Here is a 26,972-nt window from a genome sequence, read left to right on the forward strand (position 1 = left end):
AGGCCCTTACTGTCCCTCGGTCGTTTCGGTGCTTTCCGTGGCGTCTGCCGCGCAGCTGCCCACCAGCTCTTCATATTGCTGCGTGACCCAGCCCAGAGCGGCTTCGGGGTTCTGTTCCTCAATCCGGTCGCTGAACTGCTCGAACACCTTGGCCGAACGGCTTTCATCCACGATCGTGTAGGATTGTCCGGTCATCACGGTGTCATAGACAAAGAACGCGATGGCAACCAACAGGATGCCGCGCGCGATGCCGAAAAAGAACCCGAGGGCCTGATCCAGCCCGCCCAGGGCGGAACGCTGCACCAGCGACGAGAAGAGCGGGGTGAAGATGCTGACCACGATCAACGCGATTGCAAATACGGCGGCAAAGCCTGTGATCACCGACAATTCGCAGCTGTCGCGCAGGAAATCCCCGACAACCGGGATTTCCTTGACCAGCGGCACCGCTTGCGGGGCAAAAATGAAGGCCAGTATCGCTGCGGCGACCCAACCGGCAATGGCCAGAACCTCGCGCATGAAACCGCGCGAATAGGCCAGCAAGCCCGACAGCACGATGATCAGGGCGACAACCCCGTCAATTATTGTAAAACCTTCCATGGCCCTCGCCTGTTCTTTTTTCTGCCCCTCGGGCGCGACTCTAACCTGCTCCGAAGGTTTCGCCAACAAACCCAACCAAATCAGAGGGTCGAGTGAGTGTCAGACCTGCCACAGTGCCGGTTTTGCCACCTGCCGGAGCAATTGCCGCTGTGAAACCAAGTTTTTGCGCTTCTTTCAACCTGTTTTCGGTCTGCGGGGCGGGTCTAAGTGCCCCGGATAACGAGATTTCTCCGAAAACCACGGTATCGGCGGGTAGGGCGGTGTCTTCTCGGGCGCTGAGCAGCGCGGCGGCCACGGCCAGATCAGCAGCGGGTTCGCTGACTTTCAGGCCGCCGGCGACGTTCAGGTAGACATCGAGCCCGGCAAAGGGGATGCCACAGCGCGCCTCGAGTACAGCGAGGATCATGGCGAGGCGTCCGCTGTCCCATCCCACAACCGTGCGGCGGGGCTGCGAATGGGGCGATGGCGCCACGAGGGCCTGTAATTCGACCAGCACCGGTCGGGTGCCTTCGATTCCCGCAAAGACGGCGGAGCCCGGGCTGGGCGCGCCGCGCTCGGACAGAAACAGGGCCGAGGGGTTTGTGACCTGCGCCAGACCCTTGCCGGTCATCTCGAAGACGCCGATCTCATCCGCCGGGCCAAACCGGTTCTTGACCGCGCGCAGGATACGGAACTGATGCCCGCGTTCGCCTTCGAAATAGAGCACAGTGTCGACCATATGCTCGACCACGCGCGGACCTGCGATCTGACCTTCTTTGGTGACGTGGCCGACCATGATGACCGAAACGCCGTGGCGCTTGGCGAAGGTTGTCAGTTCATGCGCGGCCGCGCGGACCTGTGAGACCGATCCGGGGGCGCTGTCCACATTGTCAGCCCACATGGTCTGAATCGAGTCGATGATCGCCAATCCGGGCTTCTCGGCCTCGAGCGTGGTCAGGATATTGCGTAGGTTGGTTTCGGCCGCCAGTTGCACGGGCGCGTCTTCCAGTCCCAGTCTGCGCGCCCGCATGCGAACCTGCGCGCTGGCCTCTTCGCCCGAGACGTAAATGGTCTTGACGCCTTCACGCGCAAACCGGGCGGCGGCCTGTAACAGAAGCGTGGATTTGCCGATGCCGGGATCGCCGCCGACCAGCAGGGCCGAGGCTGGCACCAGACCGCCACCCAACACCCGGTCAAGCTCGTCCACGCCGCAGAGCGTGCGGGGTGGTGGCGTTTCCTCGGTGGACAGATCGGACAAAGCAACGGACTGGCCGCGTTTGCCGCCCAGTGACTTTTTGGCCGGGCCGGCGGACAGCGGGACGTCCTGAGCAATGGTGTTCCACTCGCCACAGGCGTCACAGCGTCCGGACCAGCGGGTATGCGTGGCGCCGCAAGCGGAGCATGAGAAAGATGTCGTCTTTACCATGGCGCAATTCGTGCCCGAGGATGTGCGGTTCTTCAAGCCCTTGCGGGCATTCCTCACCGCCGGTGGGGCGCCGCGTCCTCAGGCCCGACGGGCCATCGTCCGCGCCAGGCGCTGGCGCGCCTATTCCGCGACGCGGGGCGGGGACATCGCCACAACGCTGGAGGCGCTGGGGTCCTTGTCATCCGGCGGTGTCCGCAGATGCGCGGCCAATTCGGGCAACAGATCGAAAAGCTCATCCCGAAGACGCGTCAACTGTGCCCTGGCAATGGATTCCTCGATCTCGATATCGCGGGTCCACTGGACAAGCTCATGTTGGATGGTCTGCGCCTCTTCGATGCGTTGCTGGAACTGCACGACCTCTTCCTGTCGCTGTCGCAGAAAACCGCGCGCGCGGCTGACCTTGGCCTCACCATAGGTTTCGGCAAGTTCGTGGCTGATCCGGCTCATCTGGGCGGCCAGTTCCAGCACTTCGGGCTCCAGCGTCTGCAGGTCGGGGTGATCGCGCAGAAACGCCATGCGTTCCTTGACAGCATCAAATTCCGACGCGAGCGCAAAGATGCCGCTGCGGTCCGCCGCGTGCGCGACCTGATACGCCTCGACCACATCCCGCATGGTCAGGGAAAACGAGCGATGCGCGTTTTCCAGCGCCAGCATGCGTGAACTGGACGGCAGGTAAAACGCTAGCATCAGGGCCAGACCGGTCAGACCGATCTGAATGTAAGGCCCGGCATCCATGTCTGGCTGTCCGCTGAGCCCGGCCTGCATCGACAGCCATGGCCAGACACCAAGGGCCGACAAGGCGGTGGTGGCGACGGCAGCAACAGCCGCTGCACAAATCAGGAAAAACGTCAGTCTTAATAAAGCATTCTGAAATTGTATTGTGATCGTGTAGAGGGCGGCCATAACAGTCCAACTCCTTCTCAAACCGGTTAACACCGGGCCCGAGACGGAGGATAGATTGCACTGTAATAGAAACGCGCTGCGGACCCGCAAACTACAAAAAAAGAGCTGCTCGAATGGAGAGCATCATACTCAGATCAATGTTTTCAATCAATTAGGTCTGCGGATTTCGTGATTTGAGTTTCAGTTCCGTAATGTAGCCCAAGGCGATCGAGGCCAGAATGCAGGCCGTGAACAGATAAAGACCCCAGGCGGTCTCAATGGTTGCGTAGGAAATCCCCTTGGCCAGCGTGATGTAGAGCGCGATAAGGAAGATGTCTGCCATCGCCAGCTTGCCAAGGATGTTGAGCGCGGGCTGGACGCGGACATCCAGCAGGTTCCACTGGACCAGCGCGGTGCCGATGGTTTTGATATACGGCGCGAAGAGAGCGAAGATGGTGACGATCAGCGCAAGGAAGACGTCGGATTTCCAGAGAGACTGGAGGCCGGTGATGACGCTGATCTCTGAAAGCCCGAAGACCGGGAGGAACCCCGCGCGCATCAGCGGGGCGAACCACGCGATGGGGTACAGGATCAGGAGGGACAGGGTGGCAATCTTTAAGATTCCGCTTCTCCAGTTTTATCTTCGATTTGTTTCGGGGGTGCTGGAAGTCCAAGCGGTTCGTCAGACTCTCCTTCGGCTATCAGGAAAATTCTCTTAAACAAATCCACCACTGGATTCAGATTCTTGGCGCTTTGACCCGCCACGGCGGTCACTTCAGTTACACCCGCCAACATGACATCCAAGTCACTAATCTTCTTGTTGATCTCGGATTGGAACTTCTCCAGCCGGTTCAGGAGCCTCCGCTTATGCTTTTCTTCGAATGCGTTTGAGGACCGAATTTTCTGTCGTGCCTCATTTATGTGCGCTTCAATCTCCTCGACCTGTTCTTTGGTTAAGCGAACAAGATGGTTCTCATAATCGACTAAAACGCTTCGGGACCCCTTAAAAATCTTAAAGGTCAATTCTAATTGCTGGATCTGAAGAAGAACTCTGTCACATGCCTTTTCAACGGTCTCAGATCTAGACGGGTCTAGTATATGAATTGGCTGCCCCATCTGTTTTGCGAGCTCTATGGCTTTCCCATATTGCTCAAAAAGTCTTCCCGCAATCTGCGTAGCATGTGCATGGTCTTTTGTGCCGCCCAAGTGTCCACCGTTAATCCTCTTGATCTCAAGAATAACGTCTTCCAAGTCTTCAAACGGATCCATCTATTTCACCTAATCTACCTAACCGCCTCAATCGGCCCTTCAGCACTGCCGCTGATGAACTGCTCCACATAAGGATCACCCGAGGCGTCCATCTGGCTGACTGGCCCGGTCCACTGGATCACGCCTCCGTGCAGCATCGCCACGTTGTCGGCAATCGCGCGGACGGAGCTCATGTCGTGGGTGATAGTCATTGCGGTGGCGCCCATCTCGGTCACGATCTCGCGGATCAGGTCGTTGATGACGCCGGACATGATCGGATCCAGGCCGGTTGTGGGCTCGTCAAAAAAGATGATCTCGGGCTCGGCGGCGATGGCGCGGGCGAGGCCGACGCGTTTTTGCATGCCGCCCGACAGTTCCGCCGGGAACCGGTCAGCGACGTTGGATTTCAGGCCGACGCGGCGGAGTTTCTCGATGGCGATCTCGCGGGCTTCCTCGGTCGGGCGTTTCAGCGAGCCGCGCAGCAGGCGGAAGGCGACGTTTTGCCAGACGGGCAGCGAGTCGAACAGGGCCCCGCCCTGAAACAGCATCCCGAACCGCGCCAGAAACGCATCCCGGTCGCCGGATTGGGCGTCTTTGCCATCCACGTAGATCTTGCCGCTGTCGGGGGTGATCAGGCCCAGAATGCACTTCAGAGCCACGGATTTCCCGGTGCCCGAGCCGCCGATGATGACCATCGACGTGCCTTTGGGGATCTCAAGGTTCATGCCCTGCAGGACGTGGTTGTCGTCAAAGGCCTTATGTACGTTCTCCATCCGGATCATAGCGAGAAGAACACCCCAGTCAGAACAAAATTGGCCGCCAGGATCAGGACGGCGGCGGCCTCGACCGAGCCTTTGGTGGCGCGGCCCACACCCTGCGCGCCCCGGCCCGACGTCATGCCGTAGTAGCAGCCCATCACAGCTGCGATCAGGCCAAAGGCGGCGCCCTTGACCAGGGACGAGACGATGTCGCGGGCTTCCAGGAAGTCGACGGTGTTTCTCAGATAGGTTGCCGGGTTGAACCCCAGATTCTGTGTGGCAACCGCATACCCGCCTGCGATCCCGATCACGTCCCCGACAGCGACCAGCGCCGGTACCGTGATCAGCGCCGCGAGAACCCGCGGCGCGGTCAGGTATTTCATCGGATGGGTGGACAGGGTGACCAGAGCATCGATCTGCTCGGTCACTTTCATGGTCGCAATCTCGGCGGCGATTGACGAGGTCACGCGGGCGGCGATCATCAGGCCCACCAGAACCGGGCCGAGTTCGCGCACCATGCCGATGGCGACGATCTGGGGCACCACGGCCTCGGCATTGAAACGTGCGCCACCAGCATAGATCTGCAGCGCCAGCGCACCGCCGGTGAAGATCGCGGTCAGACCGACGACCGGCAGGGACAGCCAGCCGATGTTCAGCAGCGCCAGGCCAAACTCGCGCGGGTAAAAGGGGGGGCGAAAAATGTGTGAGACCGCATCAAGGGCAAACAGCGCGACCCGTCCAAACACCGCGAGCAGGGTCAGGACAACGCGGCCCAATCCGCCCAGCATCGCGACAGGGCTCATTCCACGTAACCCCGCGAATAGCGGTTGCCCATCGACGTCAGCACCTCATAGCCGATGGTGCCCGCAGCCTCGGCCAGATCGTCAACGGTCTGGTGTCCGTTCAGGATACGCAGGCGTTCCGGATCCTTGGGCAGATCGGTGACATCAACCGTGATCAGGTCCATCGAGATGCGGCCGACGACCGGGCAGGGCTGGCTGCCCGCAAACGTATCGATGCCGCCGCCAATTGCCCGGTGCAGCCCGTCGGCATATCCCGCCGCAACGGCGGCGATGCGCGATGGCCGCCGCGCGGTCCACGTATTGCCGTACCCAACGGTTTCCCCAACTTCGAGCGCGCGGACCTGAATGACCGGCAGATCGACCGTCACGACGGGTTTGGCCGCTGCAAACGGCATGCCGCCGTAAATGCCGATGCCGGGGCGGCAGAACTCGAAATGGAACTCCGGCCCTAACAGTGTGCCCCCGGTGGCCGCGAGCGAGCGCGGCGCGCTGACGCCTTCGGTCATCTCACGGAAGGTCTTCAGCTGCTGCTGGTTCATCGGATGATCAGGCTCGTCCGAGCAGGCCAGGTGGGACATGACCACAACCGGGTTCATCGCTTCGGCCTTTGGGCGCAGGGCAGCCCAGTCAGATGGCTCCAGCCCCAAACGGTTCATGCCGCTGTCCAGCTGGATACCAAAAGCGTGGTCGGGCAGGGCCTCAGTATGGCGTTGAAACTGTTCCGGCGCGTTGATCAGAGGCGTCAGGTCATGCGCCCGCAGCAGGTCGGCATCACCCTCCATGTGGCCCGAAAAGACGCCGATCATCGGGCCGGGGCCTATGGCCTCGCGCACGGCGGCGCCTTCTTCGGCGACGGCGACAAAGAACTTGCGGACCCCTTCCTCGGCGAGCGTATTCGACACCGGACCTGCGCCCAGGCCATAAGCGTCTGCCTTGACCACGGCACCGGTTTCGACATCGGTTTTCGCGTCGAGCGCCCGCCAATTGCCGGCGAGCGCCTGAAGGTTGATCGTCAAACGTGCGGTACTCATGGCACTGTTCATGACACCGCGCCATCCGAGGTCAAGAGGGAATGCCGCGAATTCAGGCCGGTTTCCGAGCGTTTCCGGCGGGAATTGGCTGCAATAGAGGTGCATTCGCAGGAATTTCCGGTCTGACGCGTATGGTCGCACCGGCCCGCGATTGTATTCACCGGGCTGTCAAAACGGGCCGACTGGCCTTTTCGTTGATCCCTTCCTAAAAAGAACCGGGAACCGTCTTGGCGCCAATCCTGATGTGGCCGGGGGCGACACGGCGGCGAAACCACACTCACACCGTGCAAGTTGAGGAGAGCAGCGCGATGGACATCGTGACGGGATACACCGGTCGGCAAACAGAGATAACGCACCTGTTCTCGGATGTCTTCTCGGCCTCCGAAGGTCCGGAAGAAGGGGCGCTTATCGGAGCCTTGGCCACAGAAATGATGGCAACCACGCGCGACACGGATCTCTACGTGTTTTCTGCGGTTGAAAAATCGGAATTGCTGGGATGCATCTTCTTTTCAAGACTGCTCTATGACCGGGATGACCGCCAGGTTTTCATTCTGTCGCCCGTAGCGGTGCAAACGGCGCGGCAGAAGACGGGTGTGGGTCAAACGCTGATTGGTTCTGGACTGGAAACGCTGCGGGCGTCGGGGGTCGACTTTGTGACGACCTACGGAGATCCGGCATATTACTGCAAAACGGGATTCCATCCGATTTCGGAAGAGTTTGCACAAGCGCCGGTGCGACTGAGCCATCCCCATGGATGGCTGGGTCAGTCCCTGTCAGGAGAAGAGCAGGCACCGTTGCTGGGGACCTGCCGCTGTGTTGATGCCCTCAATCGACCCGAGCTTTGGTAGCTGTCCGACCTTTCGCGCCGCGTTGCTCAGTACCCTTCGATCTGCCCGTCCTGCTGCCAGGGTTTGACAAGGTTTCCAAACCGGGTGAACTGTGCCTCGAATGACAGTTCAACCGTGCCGATGGGGCCGTGGCGCTGCTTGCCGACGATGACTTCGGCCTTGCCGTGCAGGTGTTCCATCGCCTGCTTCCACTCTTCCATCTTCTCCAACTCGTGATCACCGGGTTTTTCGCGTTCCTTGTAGTATTCCTCGCGGTACACGAACATCACCACGTCGGCGTCCTGCTCGATCGAGCCCGATTCCCGCAGGTCGGAGAGTTGCGGGCGTTTGTCATCGCGGTTTTCAACCTGTCGGGACAACTGAGACAGCGCGACAACCGGGATATTGAGTTCCTTGGCAATGGCCTTCATACCCATCGAAATCTCGGCAATCTCGTTGACGCGGTTTTCAGCCATACCTCGACACAGCTGCAGGTAGTCGATCACCAGCAGATCCAGCCCATGTGTTCTCTTCAACCGCCGCGCGCGCGCAGCCAACTGAGAGATCGGCAGGGCCGGTGTATCGTCGATGAACAGCGGGCAGGCTTCCAGTTCCTTGGCGGCGTCGACGAACCGTCGGAACTCGGCCTCGGTCATGTCGCCCTGGCGGATTTTGTGTGAGGATATCTCGGACGCTTCGGCCAGAACCCGGCCTGCCAATTGCTCGGCACTCATCTCCAGTGAAAAGAATCCGACCACGCCGCCATCGACCGCGCCTTCGCTGCCATCGGGCTTGGTTCCGCGCTTGTACGCCTTGGCCACGTTGAATGCCACGTTGGTTGCCAGCGAGGTTTTGCCCATCGAGGGACGTCCTGCCAGAATGATCAGGTCGGACGGGTGCAGGCCCCCGAGCTGTTTATCGAGATCGGCCAGACCGGTGGAGATTCCCGCCATGCCGCCACCGCGCTGGTACGCCTCGTTGGTGACGTTGACGGCTTCTGTGACCGCCTTGAGGAAGGATTGAAATCCCTGTTCGGTCTGACCCTGCTCGGATAACTGATAAAGCTGTTGCTCGGCCTCGACGATCTGTTCTTTGGGCTCGCTGGACACCTCGACGCGTGCGGCCTTGTCGGAAATGTCCCGGCCCAACCGGATCAGTTCGCGCCGGATTGCGAGGTCGTAGATCATCTGGGCGTAGTCATGCACTGCAAAGGCGCTGATCGAGGCCCCGGCCAGTTTGACCAGATAGGCCGGACCACCCAGTTCCTTCAGGCCCTCATCCTCGGCCATGAAGGATTTCAGCGTCACGGGCGATGCCAGCGCGTTCTTGGCGATGCGCGTCGCTGCGACCTCGTAGATGCGGGCATGCACCGGATCATAGAAATGCTCGGCCCCGATGATCGACGCGACCCGGTCATAGAGGTCATTGTTGGTCAGGATCGCACCCAGAAGCTGCTGTTCGGCCTCGATAGAATGCGGCATGGTTTCGGCGTTTTGAATCTGTGCCGCTGCCTGCTCGATACTGCTGATCTCGTTCATCTCGTCCCCGCTGCCCGTTTGGCGGTTCTACACGCGATTGCTTGGCTCAAGCTATCTGGAAATTCCTGTGGCTAACTTGGGGTAAGGCCTTGGGATAACTTTCCTGATAGATTTGGAGTTGGGATACACCTAGCTCATTATGTAGGAGTTTTTGGATAAGTCACTAGATATCGTTTCTTTGCGCCCGATTCTGCGAGACTTATCCTCACCCATCCACAGGCGGTTTACGTGGATTTATGCGCGTCCTGCCAGCCGCGCGGGTCGTTCAGGAAGGCTTCGACGCCGCTAAGGGTTTCTGCGTCAAAGGCCTTTTGCGCCCGGGCCTCGGCCAGCACATCCCACCACGTGCACAGGTGATGCAGTTGAACGCCGTGATCCCCCAGCGTCTTTTCGGTCTCGGGGAAAATGCCATAGTAGAAAATGACGGCGGTGTGCCCGCAGGTCGCGCCGGTTTCGCGGATCGCATCGACGAAACTCAGCTTGGACCCGCCATCGGTGGTCAGGTCCTCGACCAGCAGCACGCGGTCGCCTTCGCCCATTGCACCTTCGATCCGGGCGTTGCGGCCATAGCCTTTGGGTTTCTTCCGCACATAGGTCATGGGCAGGGCCATGCGTTCCGCCACCATTGCGGCAAAGGGGATACCTGCCGTTTCCCCGCCTGCGATATTGTCAAAGGCTTCGAACCCCGCGTTCCGCATCACGGTCACAGTCAGGAAATCCATCAGCGTCGAGCGGATGCGCGGGTATGAAATCAGCTTGCGGCAGTCGATGTAGGTGGGGCTGGGCAGTCCGCTGGACAGCGTAAACGGCTCGCGGGCGTTGAAATGGACGGCTTTGATTTCCAGCAGCATCCGCGCGGTCAGACGGGCAATTTCGGTGCTATCGGGATGCGAACTGGGGATCATTTTGGACCTCGGCAATCAGATGTGGCGTTTCGGGCTGATAGCCTGCCTTCGGGGCGCGTGTCGAGAGGCGCGGGCGCAAAAGAAAAGCGGACCTCTCAAGAAAGGTCCGCTTGTGCCCAGCAGGGCAGCAGAGCACGCCAAGGTGGGCTTGGCTGCTCAGATCACAGGTTTGCGCGTCTTGCACCAAGACGTCACACCCGTTTGTTTTGGTTTCGGGGTCTACGCCAAGCAACGTGATCCGCGCAATACCCTGACCTGCACAAATGCGGCACTTGCCGTAAAGGCACCTTTGGACGTCCGAGGTGACCCAATATGCTGATCTGGAAACGGTCTGCCTGCCCATTCTCAAACCAGCTTTGTCGGTTTTCGCTTTCAGCGGGCTTTGGCTTTGTCCTCAGTGGGTCCGGGACAGACCCTGATCAAGCAGATGCAGCGCGTGGTCTCGGGCGGCCCGACGCACCGCGTCGCGGCCAAGTGCGCCGAATTCAATGGTTTCGGCAAAGGTCGGTTGTCCCTCTGCGGCCAGCCCGAAACACACGCGGCCCTCGGGTTTGAACTCAGATCCTCCGGGTCCGGCGATACCGGTAATCGAGACCGCAAGCTGCGCCTGAGAGTGCTGCAGCGCACCATGGGCCATTTCCCGCGCTACCTCCTCCGAGACAGCGCCGTAAGTCTCGAGCGTGTGGGCCTGAACACCTAACATCTCTTGCTTGGCGGCATTTGTGTAAGTGACGAACCCGCGCTCGACCACTGCGGAACTGCCGGGGATATCCGTCAATGCAGCTGCCACCATGCCACCTGTGCAGCTTTCGGCTGTGGCGATCATCACACGCTGCGCTTTGGCGCGCTCCAACAGGTCTGCTACGGTCACAGCCCCAGAACTCCATGCGCAATCCCCGCCAGGATCAGCACCCCGATCCCGGCAAAAGCTCCGGCAATCACGTCGTCCAGCATGACACCCAGGGGATCGTTGCGACGGTCGGCCCAGCCCACCGGGCCGGGCTTGGTGATGTCGAACAGGCGGAACAGGACAAAACCGGCGATCCAGCCGGGCCAGAGCGCGGTGATCTCGATCCCGTGGGCCCAGGACGGGTACGAGATTGCCCAGAGCGCGACGAGTTGGCCGGCAACTTCATCGATGACGATTTCGGACGGGTCGTGGTCCGTTTGCCCGGCTGTCATCTTCCGCGTGGCCCAAAGCCCGCAAAGGAAGACCGCGGCGGTAGCAACCACCAGCAGAGGAAATCCTCCGAGCCCGTGCAGCACCCAGGCCAGCGGCAGGGCGGCCAACGAGCCCCATGTTCCCGGTGCCGGGCGCAGGTATCCCACGCCACCGACAGTCCCGATCAGCTTCGCGGCCGTCATGATTTCACCAGACTGGCCGTGGCCAACGCGGCGATACCTTCGCCCCGTCCGGTAAAGCCCAGCCGCTCCGAGGTGGTGGCCTTGACCGAGACCTGATCGACGCGCAAGCCCATGATTTCCGCCATAACCTCTCGCATTTTGACGGCGTGAGGTCCGACCTTGGGGAATTCACAGACCAGCGTGCAATCGACATTCGAGATACGGTACCCCATGTCTTGTGCCAGACGGATTGCGTGGCGCAGGAAAATCTCGCTGGCCGCGCCTTTCCATTGCGGATCGGACGGCGGGAAGTGCTGGCCGATGTCTCCCTGCGCGAGGGCACCATAGATCGCATCCGTGACGGCGTGCATCCCGACATCGGCATCCGAGTGCCCTTGCAAACCGCGGTCGTGGGGCACCGGGACGCCGCACAGAATGACATGGTCGCCCTTTCCAAAGCGGTGAACGTCGTAGCCGTTGCCCAATCTCACGTCCATATCCAGCCCCATTATACGTTGCGCCCGGGCAAAGTCCTCGGGTCGCGTTATCTTGATATTGTCCGCATCGCCGGGAACGATGGCAACGTCGAGCCCCGCGGTGCGGGCAACCTCAACATCGTCGGCCGCCCCTCCGGAATGGGCCGCATGGGCCGCGACAATGGCGTCATAGTGAAAGCCCTGCGGCGTCTGTGCCGCGAACAGACCTGCGCGGTCCCGCGTGCCTGTTACAACGGCCTCATCCCCGGTCCAAAGCGCGTCTGTCACGGCCAGACCAGGTGCTGCAGCGCTGTGCGTATCCAGCGCCGTCAGAACATCCTGAATGATGCGGCTGCTGACGCAGGGTCGTGCGACATCGTGAATCAGGACTTTCTCAACGCCGTGTTCGGCCAGAGCCTGCAGGCCCGCTCGAACCGACCCAGCGCGTTTCTGCGCGCCCGGCGCCAGAATCAGATCTGTGTCGTGAAACGCGTCCCAAGCCTCTGAGTCCTCAGGCGACAGAACCAGAACCAGCAGGTCAACCTGTTCCCTGAACCGGTCAATCGTCCAGTCTGCCACCCGCTGGCCGCCGAGGTCGCGCCATTGTTTTGGCGTGCCGCCTCCAGCGCGCAGCCCGCGCCCTGCGGCAACGATGATGGCGGCGGTTGTCATAGGGTTTGCTCTCCTGCGTTCAGGGCACTGTTTAGGGGGCGGTGAATGCAGAGGCAATCACCCGCGTCAATGTGCCTAAAAAATAGGCGAGTGATGATTTTGCGGGCTTGTGGGTCGCCGATTTGTTGTTCATATGCGCCGCATTCGGTATCAAACACGCATCTGCCCAAGGATTAAGCACGTTGACCCTGCATCTTGCTGACAAGGAACTGAACCCGCCCGTGGTGCTGGCACCAATGGCCGGAATCACCGATCGACCGTTCCGGGACCTTGTTATGCGGTTTGGTGCCGGAATGGTCGTCAGCGAGATGGTGGCCAGCCAGGAAATGGTGCAGGCCAAACCCGGTGTGCGCGAACGGGCCGAACTGTCCGCCGACGTAGAGAGCACGGCCGTGCAACTGGCCGGTCGCGAGGCGCACTGGATGGCCGAGGCCGCGCGTCAGGTCGCCGACCGCGGGGCGCGCGTCATTGACATCAACATGGGATGCCCGGCCAAGAAGGTGACAAACGGGTTTTCGGGATCAGCGCTGCTGAAAACTCCGGATCACGCCCTGACCCTGATCGAAGCTGTGGTGGCTGCCGTGGATGTGCCGGTCACGCTGAAAACGCGTCTGGGCTGGGACGACGCGCTTCTCAATGCCCCGGATGTGGCACGCCGGGCGCAGGATGCGGGCATTCAGATGGTCACGATTCACGGGCGCACGCGGTGCCAGTTCTACAAAGGTCATGCGGATTGGCAGGCTATCCGTGCGGTGAAGGATGCAGTCTCGATTCCGGTGATCGCGAATGGGGATATTGTAGATACCCGTGCCGCGCGACTGGCGTTGCAGGACTCGGGCGCGGATGGCGTGATGGTCGGGCGCGGCGCGCAGGGCAAGCCATGGCTGCTGGCCCATATCAGTCATGACCTCTACGGAACGGCAACGCCGGAGGTTCCAACCGGATCGGCCCTGGTTGACATGGTGCAGTCGCATTACCAGGCGATGTTGGAATTTTACGGCATCGATCTGGGGGTGCGGGTCGCACGCAAGCACCTCGGCTGGTACATGGACGGGGCCGACACACCGGCGCCGTTGCGACGCGCGGTTCTGACTTCGCGCGACAGCAAAGACGTATTGCGCCTGATCTGCGACGCACTGAGCGACACGGCAGAGGCGGCAGCATGAATTCGGACAAGAGCATCTGGAACTCGCTGCCGGTGCCCGCCTTCATTATCGACGCGGATGATCGCATCGCCGATGTCAACTCGTCGGGCGAAGGGTTTCTGAACGCATCGCGCAAATCCGTGCTGGGTCATCCGGTCTGGGATCAGATCGCGGTCGATGCGCCGTTGGAAGAAGCGTTTTTGCGGGCGCGGCAGCAGGGCACACCACTGTTTGTAAACGATGTGGATGCCGGCTCGGGCAACCGCGCGCCGTTGCAGTGCGCCCTGCAGATTGCCCCTCTGGTCGGGCATCCGGGTTCGATGATCATGATCATCTCGCCGCGTGAACTGGCCGGTCGGATGACCCGGGGCAATACGGTCAAATCCGCGGCGCAGTCCGCCATTGGAATGGCCGAAATGCTGGCGCATGAGATCAAGAATCCACTGGCCGGGATCACCGGTGCCGCGCAGCTGCTGAGCATGAACGTCCCGGCGCAAGACCTTGAGTTGACGGACCTGATCGTGGCCGAGAGCCGCCGGATCGTGAAGCTGCTGGAGCAGGTCGAACAATTCGGAAACCTTTCGCAACCGGATTTCAAACCGGTCAACATCCACGATGTCCTGGATCGGGCGCGACGCTCGGCCTTGTTGGGCTTTGGTGCCGATATGGCGATCATCGAGGATTATGATCCCTCGCTGCCCTTGGCTTATGGCGATCCCGATCAGTTTCTGCAGGTGGTGTTGAATCTGCTCAAGAACGCCTCGGAAGCGGCCGGACCCAAGGGCGGTACGATCCGATTGCGAACCTATTTCGAACATTCGTTCCGCTTGCGTCGCAGCGACGGGTCGGGACACTCATTGCCCTTGCAGATCGAGATCATCGATGACGGGCCGGGCCTTCCCGATGAGATCCGTGGCGATATTTTCGATCCCTTCGTATCGGGCAAGGATAACGGCACCGGGCTGGGTCTGGCGCTGGTAAGCAAGATTATCTCGGACCATGACGGCTGGATCTCGGCCGAGTCCGTGCCGGGGCGCACGGTTTTTCGCCTGTCGTTGCGGCGCGCACCCCGCGAAGACAAGAAAGATAAAAAGGAGAGCACCTGATGGATGGCACCGTACTTGTTGCAGATGACGACCGCACGATCCGTACCGTTCTGACCCAGGCCCTGACCCGGGCCGGATGCAAGGTACATGCCACCTCGTCTCTTACCACGCTCATGCGCTGGGTGGGCGAGGGCAAAGGGGATGTGGTGATCTCGGATGTGGTGATGCCGGACGGAAACGGGTTGGAGATGCTGCCCAAGATCGCACAGGATAGGCCCGGACTGCCGGTGATCGTGATTTCGGCCCAGAACACGATCATGACCGCGATCCAGGCTGCCGAGGCGGATGCCTACGACTACCTGCCAAAGCCTTTCGACCTGCCGGACCTCATGAAACGTACGGCACGTGCGCTGGATCAGAAACAGCGGGCGCAGCCGGAGCCGGTTGACGGAGTCGAGGATCGTCCGGACGAGTTGCCGTTGGTCGGGCGCACCCCGGTTATGCAAGCGCTCTACCGGCTGGTTGCGCGGGTGATGAATACCGATCTTTCGGTGATGGTGTCCGGAGAAAGCGGCACCGGCAAGTCACTGATTGCGCGCGCGATCCACGACTTCTCGGACAGGCGAACGCTGCCGTTTGTCACGGCCACCGCTGCCGACCTGCGCGATCTCGAGGGACCGGCGCGTGTCATGGCGCGTGTACGTGGCGGTACCCTTCTGATTGATGAGATCGCGGATATCGATGACGAGATTCAGGCCCGGATCGTGCGGATGATGGACACACCCGGCGACCATGTTCCGCGCTTTATGGCGACCAGCCAGTCTGATTTGACCGAGGGCATGGAAAACGGGCGCATCCGTCAGGATCTGTATTACCGCCTCTGCGGCGCGACGGTACAGGTTCCGGCCCTGCGGGAGCGTGTGGATGATATCACGCTGCTGGCCGAACATTTCCTTGTCCGCGAGGAACGGGAGAGCGGGCTGAAACGCTGGCTCAGCCCCGAGGCGGTGGAACTTGTGCGGCGGTATTCCTGGCCAGGCAACGTGCGCCAGCTGGAAAACGCCATCAGGCGCCTGAGCCTGACCAGCCGGGCGGACGAGATATCAAAGACCGAAGTCGAGATGGTTCTGGGCAGCCAGCCCGAGGCCGAACCGGTTCTGGGTGACGGAGAACGCGAGAAACTGTCGACCTCGGTGGGGCGTCACCTGCGGCGGTATTTCGATCTGCATGGCAACATGTTGCCGCCTCCAGGCCTGTATCAGCGCATATTGCGCGAGGTCGAAGCGCCCCTGATTGAAATTGCACTGGACGCAACCGGCGGAAATCAGGCGAAATGTGCCGATCTGCTCGGGATAAACCGGAATACGCTTCGTAAAAAAATCACCGATCTCGATATTCAGGTGACACGCCGCCGCAAACTGATGTAATATCGCCACACAAACCGTGGCATTCGGGTGTTCCACCGGAAGAGACCACGACATATGGCGGTAAGCCGCGCAAGCGGCACAGCAGGATGAGGGCAGACGGTGGCAACCCGGGCACAGAGCGGGCTGATCCTATCGATCAATCGGTGGCGAAAATCCCGAAAGCTGCGCAATTTTAGCACCTTGGGGCTGGTTCTTCTGGGCCCGGTTCTGGCGTTGGCCACCTATCTCGTCATCGGTCCATTCGATCTGGGAGCAACGGCGCCGACATTGCGCCTGATCCTGCTTGCCGACCTTGTTTATGTTCTGGTCGTTGCTGCCCTTGTGCTGAGCCAGTTGGCCAGCCTGATCGCGGCGCGGCGGGCAAAATCGGCGGGCTCGCGGTTGCACCTGCGCTTGATCGGGGCGTTTACGCTGTTGGCCTTGGTTCCGACAGTCACGGTTGCAGTATTTGCCGGCCTCACGGTGAATATCGGTCTTGAGGGCTGGTTTTCGGATCGGGTTCGGCAGGTTGTCGGATCCTCGCTCACGGCCGCTGAAGCCTATGAGTTGGAGCATCGGCAGGGCCTGACACAAGATGCCGCCGTATTGGCGCGTTATCTCGACAATGCGCGCACGCTGGACTTCTATGTTTCGGACGCGGAATTGCGGGAGGTTCTGGCGCAAGGGCAGGCGCAAATTCAGCGCGGTCTGCGCGAAGCTTATGTGATCGACGGCAGCGGCGAGATTCGCTCGCGCGGGGATCGGTCGTACCTCTTCAACTATGAAGCGCCGGAACCCGAACAGTTTGTTGAGGCCATGGACAATGGCCTTTTGATTATCGCCGACTGGCAGAACAACGAGTTCCGGGCTCTGGTGCCGCTGCAGGCGTATCTGGATCGATATCTCTATGTCAGCCGAGAGGTGGATGGGCAGCTTCTGACCCTACTCGATGACACCAAGGAAACGGCTCAGTTCTACCAGCAGCTTGAAAGTGAACGCGGTCGTGTCTTGTTCAACTTTGGTCTCTTGTACCTTGGTTTTGCACTGATTCTGATCCTGGCGGCCATGTCGCTGGGCATGTGGTTCGCCGAGCGCCTGTCGCGCCCGGTCGGCCGGTTGACGACAGCGGCGCAACGGGTTGGCGCAGGTGATCTGAGCGTTCAGGTCATCGAGGAGGCCAGCGATGATGAGATCGCCATGCTGGGGCGCTATTTCAATCAGATGACCCGACAATTGAAAGGCCAGCGCGACACGCTGCTGGAAAACACTCGTCAGGTCGAAATCCGCCGCCGCCTGTTTGACTCGGTTCTGAGTTCGGTGACATCGGGCGTGGTCGGCGTGGACCCGGATGGGTGCGTGACCTTTGTCAACCGCTCGGCTGAACGGTTGCTGGACTGGTCGCGGGGAGAACAGCATCTGGCGATCGGGATCGCGGTGCCCGAGTTTCTGCCCTTGTTCGAAAGCCTTAAGCTTGGCGGGCAAGAGGCCGTGCAGGGCGAAATCAAGGTGACCCGAAAGGGGCGGCTGGAGAATCTGCTGGTTCGCATGGCCACGCGTCGTGGCGAAGATGGCGGGCTGGAAGGGTACGTCGTGGCCTTTGATGACGTCACCGATTTGGTCAGTGCGCAGCGAATGGCCGCGTGGGGCGATGTTGCTCGCCGGATCGCCCATGAAATCAAGAACCCGCTGACCCCAATCCAACTGAGCGCTGAACGGATCAAGCGCAAGTTCTCTCGTAAGCTGGACGAGGAAGACTGCGGCAGCCTGGAATCGATGACGGATGTGATCGTGCGGCAGACCAACGATCTGCGCCGCATCGTTGACGAATTCTCAAAATTCGCGCGCATGCCAGAGCCGGAACGGCAGGAGGAGGATCTGGTGACCCTGGTGCGCGAAGCCGTTCTGTTGCAACAGGCCGGTCAACCGGACGTTCAGATCGACGCGGATCTGCCCGAAACACCGATATTGGTGGATGTGGACGCGACAATGCTCAACCAGGCTCTGACAAACCTGATCAAGAACGCGGGCGAAGCAATTGGAACGCTGAAAGAAAAAGGCGCACCGGATAACCTTGCGCCACAGATCAAGGTGGCGGTGTCCAGTGACGATGCGGGTACGATCATCACAATTGCAGACAATGGCATCGGACTGCCCGAAGATCGGGCCCGGCTGTTCGAACCCTACGTGACCACACGTGACGAAGGCACCGGCCTCGGCCTGCCCATCGTCAAGAAGATCATCGAAGAACATGGCGGAGCGCTGACTTTGGAAGACGCGCCCGTATTTGACGGACAGGACCATTTCGGCGCGATGGCCGTGATCCGTTTACCGGGGGCCAATTCGCCCCCGACCGTCGCGCCACAGAAGCAGGCGATTAAAACCAACAAACTGAAAGCAGGCCAAAGATGAGTGACATTCTGATCGTAGATGACGAGCGCGATATTCGCGAACTGGTGTCCGACATTCTGGAGGACGAAGGCTATTCAACCCGGCTGGCGGCGAACTCGGACGAGTGCATGTCGTCGATCAATGCCGAACCGCCGGGATTGCTGATCCTGGACATCTGGCTGAAAGACAGCCGCATGGATGGGATCGACATCCTGAAGGCGGTGAAACGGGACAATCCGGATGTACCGGTGGTGATCATTTCCGGGCACGGCAATATTGAAATCGCCGTGGCCGCGATCAAACAGGGGGCGTATGACTTCATCGAAAAGCCCTTTAACATCGACCAGTTGATGGTGGTGATCCGGCGTGCCATGGAAACCTCGCGCCTGCGTCGCGAGAACGCATCGCTCAAGCGCAAAGAGGTAAACACTTCGGATATGATCGGCAAATCGGCCGCCTTCCGGGGGATGCAGGGTCAGTTGGACAAGGTCACCAAATCGAACGGCCGCGTCATGCTGAGCGGCCCGGCCGGCTCCGGCAAAGAGATTGCCGCGCGGTACATTCACGCCCACTCCAACCGGGCCAACGCGCCATTTGTCACGGTAAACTGCGCCGGGGTCGAACCCGAGCGGATGGAAGAGGTTCTGTTCGGGCGCGAGTCGTCGGAACGGGGCATTGAATCGGGCCTGTTGGAAGAAGCGCATGGCGGCGTGATCTATTTCGACGAAGTGGCCGACATGCCCCTGGGCACACAGTCAAAGATTTTGCGCGTTCTGGTCGATCAGCAATTCCAGCGCGTTGGCGGCACCGACAAGGTTCGGGTTGATCTGCGGGTTATCTCTTCGACCAACCGCGATCTGGATGACGAGATTGCTGCGGTACGCTTCCGCGAAGAGCTGTATCACCGCCTGAACGTGGTGCCGATTGCGGTGCCGTCGCTGGAGGACCGGCGCGAGGATATTCCGGTTCTGGCCCAGCATTTCATCGGAATGTGCAATGAAACCCAAGGGTTGCCTGTCCGCGATCTGTCGGAAGAGGCGGTTGCCTTGCTGCAGACGATGACATGGCCCGGTAATGTGCGCCAGTTGAAGAACCTGATCGAGCGGGTGTTGATTCTGGGCGACGGAACCGGGCCGATCGAGGCGCGCGAACTGCCCAGTGACGAGGACAAGGCCGAGGATTCAGGCCGCGTCGTCCTGTCTGGTGCCTTGGCGACCCTGCCATTGCGCGAAGCCCGTGAGGCGTTTGAGCGTGAGTACCTGCTGACCCAGATCAACCGGTTCGGCGGCAATATCAGCCGCACGGCCAGCTTTGTCGGGATGGAGCGCAGCGCGCTGCACCGCAAGCTGAAATCCCTCGGCGTCGTCACATCGAACAAGTCGGGTGCCCGTGTTGCCCAATTGGACGAGCCGGAACCGGCAGAGTGATGCGTCGGACGTTCAGCCCGACAGTCGACGAGGGGCAATGCGTGGCTTAAAGTGGACAGAGTGACTTTGTGTCTAGGATGAGTTGGCAGCCATGGGATTGGCAAACCCCGACGAAGCACTGCTTGAAACCAGAGGCTACCCGGCCTTTGGCAGGCGCTTAAAGCGTTTGCGCCGATCCATGGGGCTGAAACAGGCTGCATTGGCGGATCTGCTGGAGGTTAATCAGACAACGATATCCAGATGGGAAAGCGGTGCGCAAACGCCGGCACCCGCGCTACAGCACGCGGTCTTTCTGGCCTTGGGGCCGGTTCGGGCCGATGACAGCGCCCTGAAACGTCTGATCGAGCATTCGGCCGACTGTGTACATCTGGTGGAAGAGGCCAGCCACAGGTGCTTGGCCTATTCCGCCAGCCGGGCACGCGACTGGAAGACCAGCCAGCAGGCTCTGCTGGGGGTCTCGCTCTGGCAATTTGCGACAGATGAAATCCGCAGGGCCGAGGCCGAGTTGGGCGGAGAAGGGTGGTGGGACCTGCACACACCCAACCCCAAGGCGTTCCTGACCTCAGAAGCCGTGCATGATCGGATTCGCATCAGCGCTGGCGAAATCATCTGGGAACGGCTGTATCTTTCTGACGGAACGCCGGTTCGGCTGGTGAGCGGGTCCAGAATACACAGCGCATAATTTATGCGTTCCTGTGCCCGGGCGGTCCTTGTAAGAACGGCCTATGACACGGTCTTTCCGCATTTTTCTGCAGGTCATATTGCTTTGGCTGGCTGGCTTGGGGGCTGCGACCCAGTTTGCCAAGATCGCCGTGCCATTTGCCGATGTCGCGCGGCTCTATCCAGACAACGCAGAGGTGATAGGCTGGCTGTTGTCGATCATCAGCCTGATCGGGGTTGTTCTGGGCGCCTTGTCCGGGGCCATTGCCGGTCGTATCGGCCCGTCGAAACTTCTGGTATCCGGTCTGGTTCTGGGCGGTGCGATCTCGGTGTTTCAGGCCACGATACCCGGTTTTGGCATCATGGTCGCCAGCCGCGTGCTCGAAGGGTTGTCGCATCTCGCGATTGTTGTCGCCGCACCAACGCTGATTGCGCAGATTACACAGGGCCGGGCGCGCGACGTGGCGATGGTGTTGTGGAGCACGTTTTTCGGGGTCGCATTTGCGCTCAACGCGTGGCTGGGTCTGCCGTTGGTGCAACAGTTTGGACTACAGGCGTATTTCGTGCTTCACGGTGGCCTGATGTTGCTGATCGCCGGAGTGATTGCGGCCTGTCGTATGCGGATCGATCTGGGACATGCCGCTGCCTCCGGCTGGGGTATGCGGGCTTTTGCGCAGGCGCATGTTGAGACCTATCGGTCGCCTTTTGTGTCCGCCCCGGCCATTGGATGGTTTTTCTACACGCTGACATTTGTGTCGCTGCTGGCGATCCTGCCGGGCAGGTTGCCGGCAGAGATCAGCGCGCAGGTTGCAGGGCTGATGCCATTGGCGGGGATCGTTTTGTCCTGGTTAGCTGTTCCCTTGCTCTTGTCGGTCATGTCCTGTGTCGCGGTTGTCAACCTCGGGTTCGGTCTCGGGATCGCGGCAATCGCGGCCGCGTTTTTCGGGCTTCCCCTCGCGGTCGTCTCGGTCGCGTTGTTCGCAGTTCTCGGGTTGGTGCAGGGGGGCAGTTTTGCGGCTGTTCCGGAGTTGAACGACACTGCCGAAGCGCAGGCCCTGAGCTATGGCGCGATGGCACAGATGGGCAACGCGGGCAATCTGATTGGCACGCCCATTCTGTTGGCCGTGTTATGGCGGACAAACGAGGGGGGCATGCTGATCGCGGTGGTCGGGTTCTACGCTGCCGCGATGCTTGCGCATTTGTGGTTGTCGCGTCGACGCGCGGTTCTGCGCAGCCATCCCTAGCCGGGTTGGCCCGGCGTTATGATCTGGAACGACTCGTCATCGAATTTCACAAAGCATGACTCGGTGCCAAGGGGCGGCAGCGTTGTGGTGCGCACCGGCGGTACGCTCGATTTCACGTTCTGTCTGCAGGGCGGCAGGCTGACGGGACGATAGCCTTTTTGCGCCATGCACTGCGCCTCGACCTTGTTGCGCAGACCCTGGTTGACGTCCACGGTGTATACCTGTCCCGGTTGCCACCAGCCTCCGGTGCGATGGCAGCGGCCATTTCCGTCACAATAGGTTCGACCCGGCCAATAGGTTGGCGGGCTTTGACGCACCTGATTGGCCACCGGCGCGTCCTTGAGCGCCTGAACCTGACATTGCGTGGTCTCAGCCTGCATCTTGGACACGCTTTCCCCTTCGCGATAATAGAGCGACAGCGGGCCGCAGGACGACAGGACCATCAGGGGAATGAGCAGGCGAAGCAGTGTTTTCATGTGCTTATCTTGCCCCAGCCCGAAGGGTATGACAATTCAATTGACCGCTTTGGGGGCATCTGTCATTCAAAGATTTCAGGCAGAGGGGCCATAAACATGAAGGTCATCATTTGCGGTGCCGGTCAGGTTGGCTGGCAGATTGCACGGCACCTTTCGGGCGAATTGAATGACGTGACAGTGGTGGACAACAATTCCGACCTGGTCCGCCGCGCGACGGAAACGCTGGATGTGCAGGGGATCGCGGGGTTCGCAAGCTATCCTGATGTTCTGGAGCGCGCCGGGGCACGCGATGCGGATATGATCATTGCGGCGACCCATTCGGATGAGGTGAACATGGTCACCTGCCAGATGGCGCATTCCGTTTTTGCCATTCAGCGCAAGATCGCGCGGCTGCGGTCCAAATCCTATCTTCAGGCGATCCATTCTGATTTGTACCGGCGCGATCACCTGCCCATCGATGTGGTGATCAGCCCCGAACGCGAGGTCGCCGCAGCGGCGATGCGCCGCCTGTCCGCGCCATCGGCCTTTGACACCGAACTGTTCATGGACGGCAAGGCGCAGTTGCTGGGGATCCGGGTCGAGGAAGACTGCCCCATCGTGAACACGCCTCTGCGGCAACTGACCGATCTGTTCTCGACGCTCAGCTCGATCGTGGTGGGCGTACGGCGCGAAGGCACGTTGTTTGCCCCGGAATCCGAAGACCAGCTGTTTGTCGGCGACGAATGCTATGTGTTTACCAATGTCAAAGACGTGGATCGCACGATGGAGGTTTTTGGCAAAACCCAGAAACGCCAGGACCGTGTGGTGATTGTCGGCGGTGGCAATGTCGGGCTGGAAGTGGCCCGGACACTGGAAGAACGTGAAAGCCGGGTCCGCGCCAAGATCGTCGAGCGGGACCGCCGGTGCGCCGAACTGGCAGCCGAAGCGCTGGAGCGAACAATCGTGCTGAACGGTGACGGGCTGGATGCCGCCTTGCTGAGCGAGGCGGGGATTGACCGGGCCGACGCGATGCTGGCGGTAACCGACGATGACAAGACCAACATGCTGGCGGCCGTGCGCGCCAAGGCCGAAGGCTGTGCGCTGGCGATTGCCTTGATCAACGATCCCAGCATGGTGGCGCTGATGGGGCCGCTGGGGATCGACGCCTATATCAATCCGCGCGCCACGACCGTCAGTTCGATCCTGCGCCATATCCGCCACGGGCGGGTGCGTCAGGTCTATTCCATCGGGGATGCCGAGGCCGAGGTGATCGAGGCCGAAGTGCTGTCGACCTCGCCCATGGCCGGGCAGAAGCTGCGCGATATCGAATTTCCCGAAGGTGTTTTGGTTGGTGCGGTGCGCAAAGGCGATGAGGTGCTTCGCCCAACCGGTAGTCTGCGGATCGATGAAAAGGACGTTGTTGCCATCTTTGCCATGGCCAAGGATGTGCCCGAGGTTGAGCGGCTGATGCAGGTCTCGATCGATTTCTTCTGATGGCGCGTGTGACACCACAGCAGGTCGGGCTTTTGCAGCGGTTGCCGCTGTTCCTGCTGATCTGGGGCATCGTCTCACTCTCGATGTGGATACCGGCAGTTTATGCCCTCGTGCTGGATGATCACGACACCTCGCGGTCTTTCTTCTACTCCGGCGTGCTTGGAATTTTTCTTGTTTCAATCATTGTACTGGCCTCGTCGAACCGGGTGCCCAGACTTGGGACATTGGGGCAGTTGGCGGTGCTGCTGGGGTGTTTCACGATCCTGCCGCTCTTTCTTGCGATCCCGTTTCACGATGCGCTGGGCAACACGACGTTTCTGAACGCTTATTTCGACATGGTCAGCGCGCTCACGACCACCGGGGCCGACCTGTTTCCCAATCCCGACCGCCTGACCGCGCCGCTGCATTTGTGGCGGGCTCTGGTCGGTTGGATGGGTGGGCTGCTGATGTGGATTTCAGCGGCGGCAATCCTGGCCCCACTGTCGCTGGGCGGGTTTGAGGTGACGGCCCGGGGGCAACCGGGACGGCCCGTTTCGGGCGTCGCGCAAAGCGAAAAGGTTGATCCGCGCGGTCGCCTGATCCGGGTGACCCGCACGCTGACACCGGTCTATGCCGGTCTGACGGTGGTCATTTGCATCCTGCTGCTCATTGCCGGCGAGGCCGGCCTGACCGCGATTTGCCATGCCATGTCGGTGATGGCGACGTCGGGTATTTCTCCGGTTGGCGGGCTGGAGGGCGCGCAGGCCGGCGTGACCGGCGAAGCGATCCTGTTTCTGTTCCTGTTCTTTGCCCTGTCGCGGCTGACGTTTTCAACGGACACCGCCACCACCGGGTATTCCCGTCTGGACAAGGATCCTGAATTCCGGATCGGTCTGCTGATCGTGGTGACGGTTGCTGCCTTGCTGTTCTTCCGGGTCTTGGCAGGGGTCACCGAGATCGGCGGCCAGGTCGAACCGCTGCAGGCCCTGCACGTGATCTGGGGAATGCTGTTCACGGTATTGGCCTTTCTGACCACAGCCGGGTTCGAAAGCGCCAATTGGAATGACGCCCAACAATTGTCCGGGCTTGGTACCCCGGGATTGCTGCTGATGGGGCTGGCGCTGATCGGTGGCGGTGTGGCGACAACCGCTGGGGGGGTCAAGCTGTTGCGGGTCTACGCGCTGTACCTGAACGGCGCGCGCGAGATCGACCGGCTGATCCACCCGTCCTCGGTCAGTGGGGCGGGCGGCGGCAATCGCCGTATCCAAAGCGATGGCGCCTTCATTGCGTGGATCTTCCTGATGCTGTTTGCGTTGACATTGGCCGTGTTCAACCTGCTGCTTGCTGCCATGGGGTCGAGTTTTGAGCAGGCCATGGTTCTGAGCGTTGCCGCGCTCAGCACGACAGGTCCCTTGATTGAACTGGCCACCGATGTCCCCATCCGCCTGATTGACCTGTCCGGCGGCGCAAAATTGACCCTGTGTGCGGCGATGGTCATCGGCCGTCTTGAGACGCTGGCAATCATCGCTCTGATCACGCCGTCGCTCTGGCGAGACTAGGTTGACGCTGGTTTGCGTCTGTTACTGCCTGATTTTTCATCTGGAATATCTGTTCACACCACTCCATACTCCCTCGGAGGGAGCGCGTTGGTCCGCAGCGCGTAGCAAGAACAACGGCGAGTTAATAAAAATATGGCTTCGGACAGACAGAATCTTCAGGATGCCTTCCTGAACAATGTACGCAAGGCAAAGGTTCCAGTCACAATTTTCCTGATCAACGGCGTGAAACTACAGGGTGTGATTACCTGGTTCGACAATTTTTGCGTCTTGTTGCGCCGCGACGGACAGTCGCAGTTGGTATACAAGCATGCGATCTCGACCATCATGCCGTCGCAGCCGATCAACCTGTATGAGGGCGAAGACGCCACTTGATGGAACATGACAGGACGCGCACCCGGGCCTGGGTGCTGCATCCCGAAATCAAATCCGATGAACAGCGCCGTGTTCCCGAGCCGGCGCTGGAAGAAGCAGTGGCGCTGGCTGCCGCTTTGCCCGATCTTGATGTGGTCGGGTCCGAGATCGTGCGCCTGCAGCGCGCGCAGCCGGGCCTGTTGTTTGGCAGCGGCAAGATCGACGAGCTTGGGGACAGGTTTCATGACGCGGATGTCGAGCTGGTCCTGATCGACGGCCCGGTCACACCTGTTCAGCAACGCAATCTGGAAAAGGCCTGGAAGGTCAAGATCCTGGACCGAACCGGGCTGATCCTCGAAATTTTCTCGGATCGGGCCCGGACGCGCGAGGGTGTGCTGCAGGTCGAAATGGCTGCGCTCAGTTACCAGCGGACGCGTCTGGTTCGAGCCTGGACCCACCTTGAACGGCAGCGCGGCGGACTGGGGTTTGTCGGCGGGCCCGGCGAAACACAGATCGAGGCGGACCGTCGCGCCATTGACGAGCAACTTGTCCGCTTGCGCCGGCAATTGCAAAAAGTGGTCAAGACCCGATCGCTGCACCGTGCTGCCCGCGCCAAGGTGCCGTATCCGATCATGGCGTTGGTGGGGTACACGAATGCGGGAAAGTCCACGCTGTTCAACCGTTTGACCGGTGCCGAGGTCATGGCCAAGGACATGCTGTTCGCCACGCTGGACCCGACCATGCGCCGGGTTCAGTTGCCGGACGGCCCGGAGGTGATCCTGTCCGACACCGTCGGGTTCATCTCGAACCTGCCCACCGAACTGGTCGCGGCGTTTCGGGCCACGCTGGAGGAGGTTCTGGGTGCTGATCTGATCGTGCATGTGCGCGATATCAGCCATGAAGAGTCCGAGGCACAGGCACAGGACGTCGACGCCATCATGACTTCGCTGGGTGTCGATGAAGAGCGCCCAAGGCTGGAGGCTTGGAACAAGATCGATCTGCTGGACGCCGAAGACCGAGAGGCGACGCTGTTGCGGGCGGACAGAGATCCGGCGGTCTTTGCAATATCCGCAGTGACCAGCGAAGGGGTCGACGCCTTGCTGGACAATATCGCTGTCAAACTGCAGGGCGCCCGGCATGAGAGGACGCTGACTCTCGGATTCGGCGACGGAGACAAACGGGCCTGGCTGTTTCGGCAGGACGTTGTCCGGTCTGAAGAGCAGACCGAAGATGGATTTGAGATTACCGTTTTCTGGACCGACAAACAGGCCGCACAATACTCGGTCCTGTGACCGATGGTGGTGTGTTCCGGGCAATCTCACTCAGGTTTTC

The 26,972-nt window shown here is 60.6% G+C and carries 26 protein-coding genes; 12 read left to right on the plus strand and 14 right to left on the minus strand.

Going from position 1 to position 26,972, the window contains the following annotated elements; all coding sequences use genetic code 11:
* Positions 1–6 precede the first annotated feature (6 nt).
* From ACR3E0_RS09340 to alr, 8 genes are all read right to left on the minus strand, one after another.
* Positions 7–597 carry a CvpA family protein gene (locus ACR3E0_RS09340; RefSeq protein WP_480478350.1) on the minus strand — a complete coding sequence of 197 codons (591 nt, stop codon included), beginning with the start codon at positions 595–597 and terminating at the stop codon, positions 7–9.
* Between the two features lie 40 nt (positions 598–637).
* Complete coding sequence (gene radA / locus ACR3E0_RS09345) at positions 638–2,002, minus strand: DNA repair protein RadA (RefSeq protein WP_480478352.1); 1,365 nt, start codon at positions 2,000–2,002, stop codon at positions 638–640.
* Between the two features lie 120 nt (positions 2,003–2,122).
* On the minus strand, positions 2,123–2,905 hold the full coding sequence (locus tag ACR3E0_RS09350; protein ID WP_480478354.1) for a DNA repair protein: 783 nt from the start codon (positions 2,903–2,905) through the stop codon (positions 2,123–2,125).
* A gap of 151 nt (positions 2,906–3,056) precedes the next feature.
* Positions 3,057–3,506 carry a paraquat-inducible protein A gene (locus ACR3E0_RS09355; RefSeq protein WP_480480999.1) on the minus strand — a complete coding sequence of 150 codons (450 nt, stop codon included), beginning with the start codon at positions 3,504–3,506 and terminating at the stop codon, positions 3,057–3,059.
* A complete protein-coding gene (locus ACR3E0_RS09360) occupies positions 3,500–4,153 on the minus strand; it encodes a hypothetical protein (RefSeq protein ID WP_480478356.1) in 654 nt (217 codons plus the stop codon). Before ACR3E0_RS09360 ends, ACR3E0_RS09355 begins: the two co-directional genes overlap by 7 nt.
* Positions 4,154–4,167: 14 nt before the next feature.
* A complete protein-coding gene (locus ACR3E0_RS09365; protein WP_480478358.1) occupies positions 4,168–4,914 on the minus strand; it encodes an ABC transporter ATP-binding protein in 747 nt (248 codons plus the stop codon).
* Positions 4,911–5,693: an MlaE family ABC transporter permease gene (locus tag ACR3E0_RS09370; RefSeq protein ID WP_480478360.1), complete on the minus strand. Its 783-nt coding sequence runs from the start codon at positions 5,691–5,693 to the stop codon at positions 4,911–4,913. The genes ACR3E0_RS09365 and ACR3E0_RS09370 overlap by 4 nt, the downstream gene beginning before the upstream one ends.
* On the minus strand, positions 5,690–6,724 hold the full coding sequence (alr, locus tag ACR3E0_RS09375; RefSeq protein WP_480478362.1) for an alanine racemase: 1,035 nt from the start codon (positions 6,722–6,724) through the stop codon (positions 5,690–5,692). The genes ACR3E0_RS09370 and alr overlap by 4 nt, the downstream gene beginning before the upstream one ends.
* 308 nt (positions 6,725–7,032) lie before the next feature.
* On the opposite strand from alr, the gene ACR3E0_RS09380 reads away from it, so the two are divergent.
* Positions 7,033–7,572, plus strand: coding sequence for a GNAT family N-acetyltransferase (locus ACR3E0_RS09380; RefSeq protein WP_480478364.1), 540 nt, complete (start codon positions 7,033–7,035; stop codon positions 7,570–7,572).
* A gap of 26 nt (positions 7,573–7,598) precedes the next feature.
* Here the strand turns inward: ACR3E0_RS09380 and ACR3E0_RS09385 are convergent, their stop codons facing one another.
* The 5 genes from ACR3E0_RS09385 to ACR3E0_RS09405 all read right to left on the minus strand — a co-directional run bounded on the left by ACR3E0_RS09385 (position 7,599) and on the right by ACR3E0_RS09405 (position 12,486).
* Positions 7,599–9,089: a replicative DNA helicase gene (locus ACR3E0_RS09385; RefSeq protein WP_480478365.1), complete on the minus strand. Its 1,491-nt coding sequence runs from the start codon at positions 9,087–9,089 to the stop codon at positions 7,599–7,601.
* Between the two features lie 224 nt (positions 9,090–9,313).
* Positions 9,314–9,994 carry an orotate phosphoribosyltransferase gene (locus ACR3E0_RS09390; protein ID WP_480478367.1) on the minus strand — a complete coding sequence of 227 codons (681 nt, stop codon included), beginning with the start codon at positions 9,992–9,994 and terminating at the stop codon, positions 9,314–9,316.
* Positions 9,995–10,388: 394 nt separating this feature from the next.
* Positions 10,389–10,865 (minus strand): CinA family protein, encoded by a 477-nt coding sequence (locus tag ACR3E0_RS09395; RefSeq protein ID WP_480478369.1) that lies wholly within the window; start codon positions 10,863–10,865, stop codon positions 10,389–10,391.
* Complete coding sequence (locus ACR3E0_RS09400; RefSeq protein ID WP_480478371.1) at positions 10,862–11,359, minus strand: phosphatidylglycerophosphatase A family protein; 498 nt, start codon at positions 11,357–11,359, stop codon at positions 10,862–10,864. The genes ACR3E0_RS09395 and ACR3E0_RS09400 overlap by 4 nt, the downstream gene beginning before the upstream one ends.
* A complete protein-coding gene (locus ACR3E0_RS09405) occupies positions 11,356–12,486 on the minus strand; it encodes a bifunctional 2-C-methyl-D-erythritol 4-phosphate cytidylyltransferase/2-C-methyl-D-erythritol 2,4-cyclodiphosphate synthase (RefSeq protein WP_480478373.1) in 1,131 nt (376 codons plus the stop codon). Before ACR3E0_RS09405 ends, ACR3E0_RS09400 begins: the two co-directional genes overlap by 4 nt.
* A 236-nt stretch (positions 12,487–12,722) precedes the next feature.
* Here ACR3E0_RS09405 and dusB point away from each other — a divergent pair, with 236 nt between their 5' ends.
* From dusB to ACR3E0_RS09440, 7 genes are all read left to right on the plus strand, one after another.
* Positions 12,723–13,652, plus strand: coding sequence for a tRNA dihydrouridine synthase DusB (dusB, locus tag ACR3E0_RS09410; RefSeq protein WP_480481001.1), 930 nt, complete (start codon positions 12,723–12,725; stop codon positions 13,650–13,652).
* Positions 13,649–14,737, plus strand: a complete 1,089-nt coding sequence (locus ACR3E0_RS09415) for a two-component system sensor histidine kinase NtrB (protein ID WP_480478375.1) — start codon at positions 13,649–13,651, stop codon at positions 14,735–14,737. The genes dusB and ACR3E0_RS09415 overlap by 4 nt, the downstream gene beginning before the upstream one ends.
* Positions 14,737–16,104: a response regulator gene (locus tag ACR3E0_RS09420; RefSeq protein ID WP_480478377.1), complete on the plus strand. Its 1,368-nt coding sequence runs from the start codon at positions 14,737–14,739 to the stop codon at positions 16,102–16,104. Before ACR3E0_RS09415 ends, ACR3E0_RS09420 begins: the two co-directional genes overlap by 1 nt.
* Before the next feature lie 99 nt (positions 16,105–16,203).
* Positions 16,204–18,492 (plus strand): sensor histidine kinase NtrY-like, encoded by a 2,289-nt coding sequence (locus tag ACR3E0_RS09425; RefSeq protein ID WP_480478379.1) that lies wholly within the window; start codon positions 16,204–16,206, stop codon positions 18,490–18,492.
* Positions 18,489–19,898, plus strand: coding sequence for a nitrogen assimilation response regulator NtrX (gene ntrX / locus ACR3E0_RS09430; protein ID WP_480478381.1), 1,410 nt, complete (start codon positions 18,489–18,491; stop codon positions 19,896–19,898). Before ACR3E0_RS09425 ends, ntrX begins: the two co-directional genes overlap by 4 nt.
* A 91-nt stretch (positions 19,899–19,989) precedes the next feature.
* Positions 19,990–20,580 carry a helix-turn-helix transcriptional regulator gene (locus tag ACR3E0_RS09435; RefSeq protein ID WP_480478383.1) on the plus strand — a complete coding sequence of 197 codons (591 nt, stop codon included), beginning with the start codon at positions 19,990–19,992 and terminating at the stop codon, positions 20,578–20,580.
* A gap of 43 nt (positions 20,581–20,623) precedes the next feature.
* A complete protein-coding gene (locus ACR3E0_RS09440) occupies positions 20,624–21,802 on the plus strand; it encodes an MFS transporter (RefSeq protein ID WP_480478385.1) in 1,179 nt (392 codons plus the stop codon).
* Here the strand turns inward: ACR3E0_RS09440 and ACR3E0_RS09445 are convergent.
* Positions 21,799–22,278 carry a hypothetical protein gene (locus tag ACR3E0_RS09445; RefSeq protein WP_480478387.1) on the minus strand — a complete coding sequence of 160 codons (480 nt, stop codon included), beginning with the start codon at positions 22,276–22,278 and terminating at the stop codon, positions 21,799–21,801. The genes ACR3E0_RS09440 and ACR3E0_RS09445 overlap by 4 nt on opposite strands.
* A 96-nt stretch (positions 22,279–22,374) precedes the next feature.
* Between ACR3E0_RS09445 and trkA the strand changes: the two genes are divergently transcribed.
* From trkA to hflX, 4 genes are all read left to right on the plus strand, one after another.
* Positions 22,375–23,751: a Trk system potassium transporter TrkA gene (gene trkA, locus ACR3E0_RS09450; protein WP_480478389.1), complete on the plus strand. Its 1,377-nt coding sequence runs from the start codon at positions 22,375–22,377 to the stop codon at positions 23,749–23,751.
* Positions 23,751–25,289: a TrkH family potassium uptake protein gene (locus ACR3E0_RS09455; RefSeq protein ID WP_480478391.1), complete on the plus strand. Its 1,539-nt coding sequence runs from the start codon at positions 23,751–23,753 to the stop codon at positions 25,287–25,289. Before trkA ends, ACR3E0_RS09455 begins: the two co-directional genes overlap by 1 nt.
* A gap of 132 nt (positions 25,290–25,421) precedes the next feature.
* Entirely contained in the window at positions 25,422–25,661 is a 240-nt protein-coding gene (gene hfq, locus ACR3E0_RS09460; protein WP_480478393.1) for an RNA chaperone Hfq, read from the plus strand.
* Complete coding sequence (gene hflX / locus ACR3E0_RS09465) at positions 25,661–26,932, plus strand: GTPase HflX (RefSeq protein WP_480478394.1); 1,272 nt, start codon at positions 25,661–25,663, stop codon at positions 26,930–26,932. The genes hfq and hflX overlap by 1 nt, the downstream gene beginning before the upstream one ends.
* Positions 26,933–26,972: the final 40 nt, after the last annotated feature.

It is taken from the genome of Ruegeria sp. AJ12 (assembly GCF_056536245.1).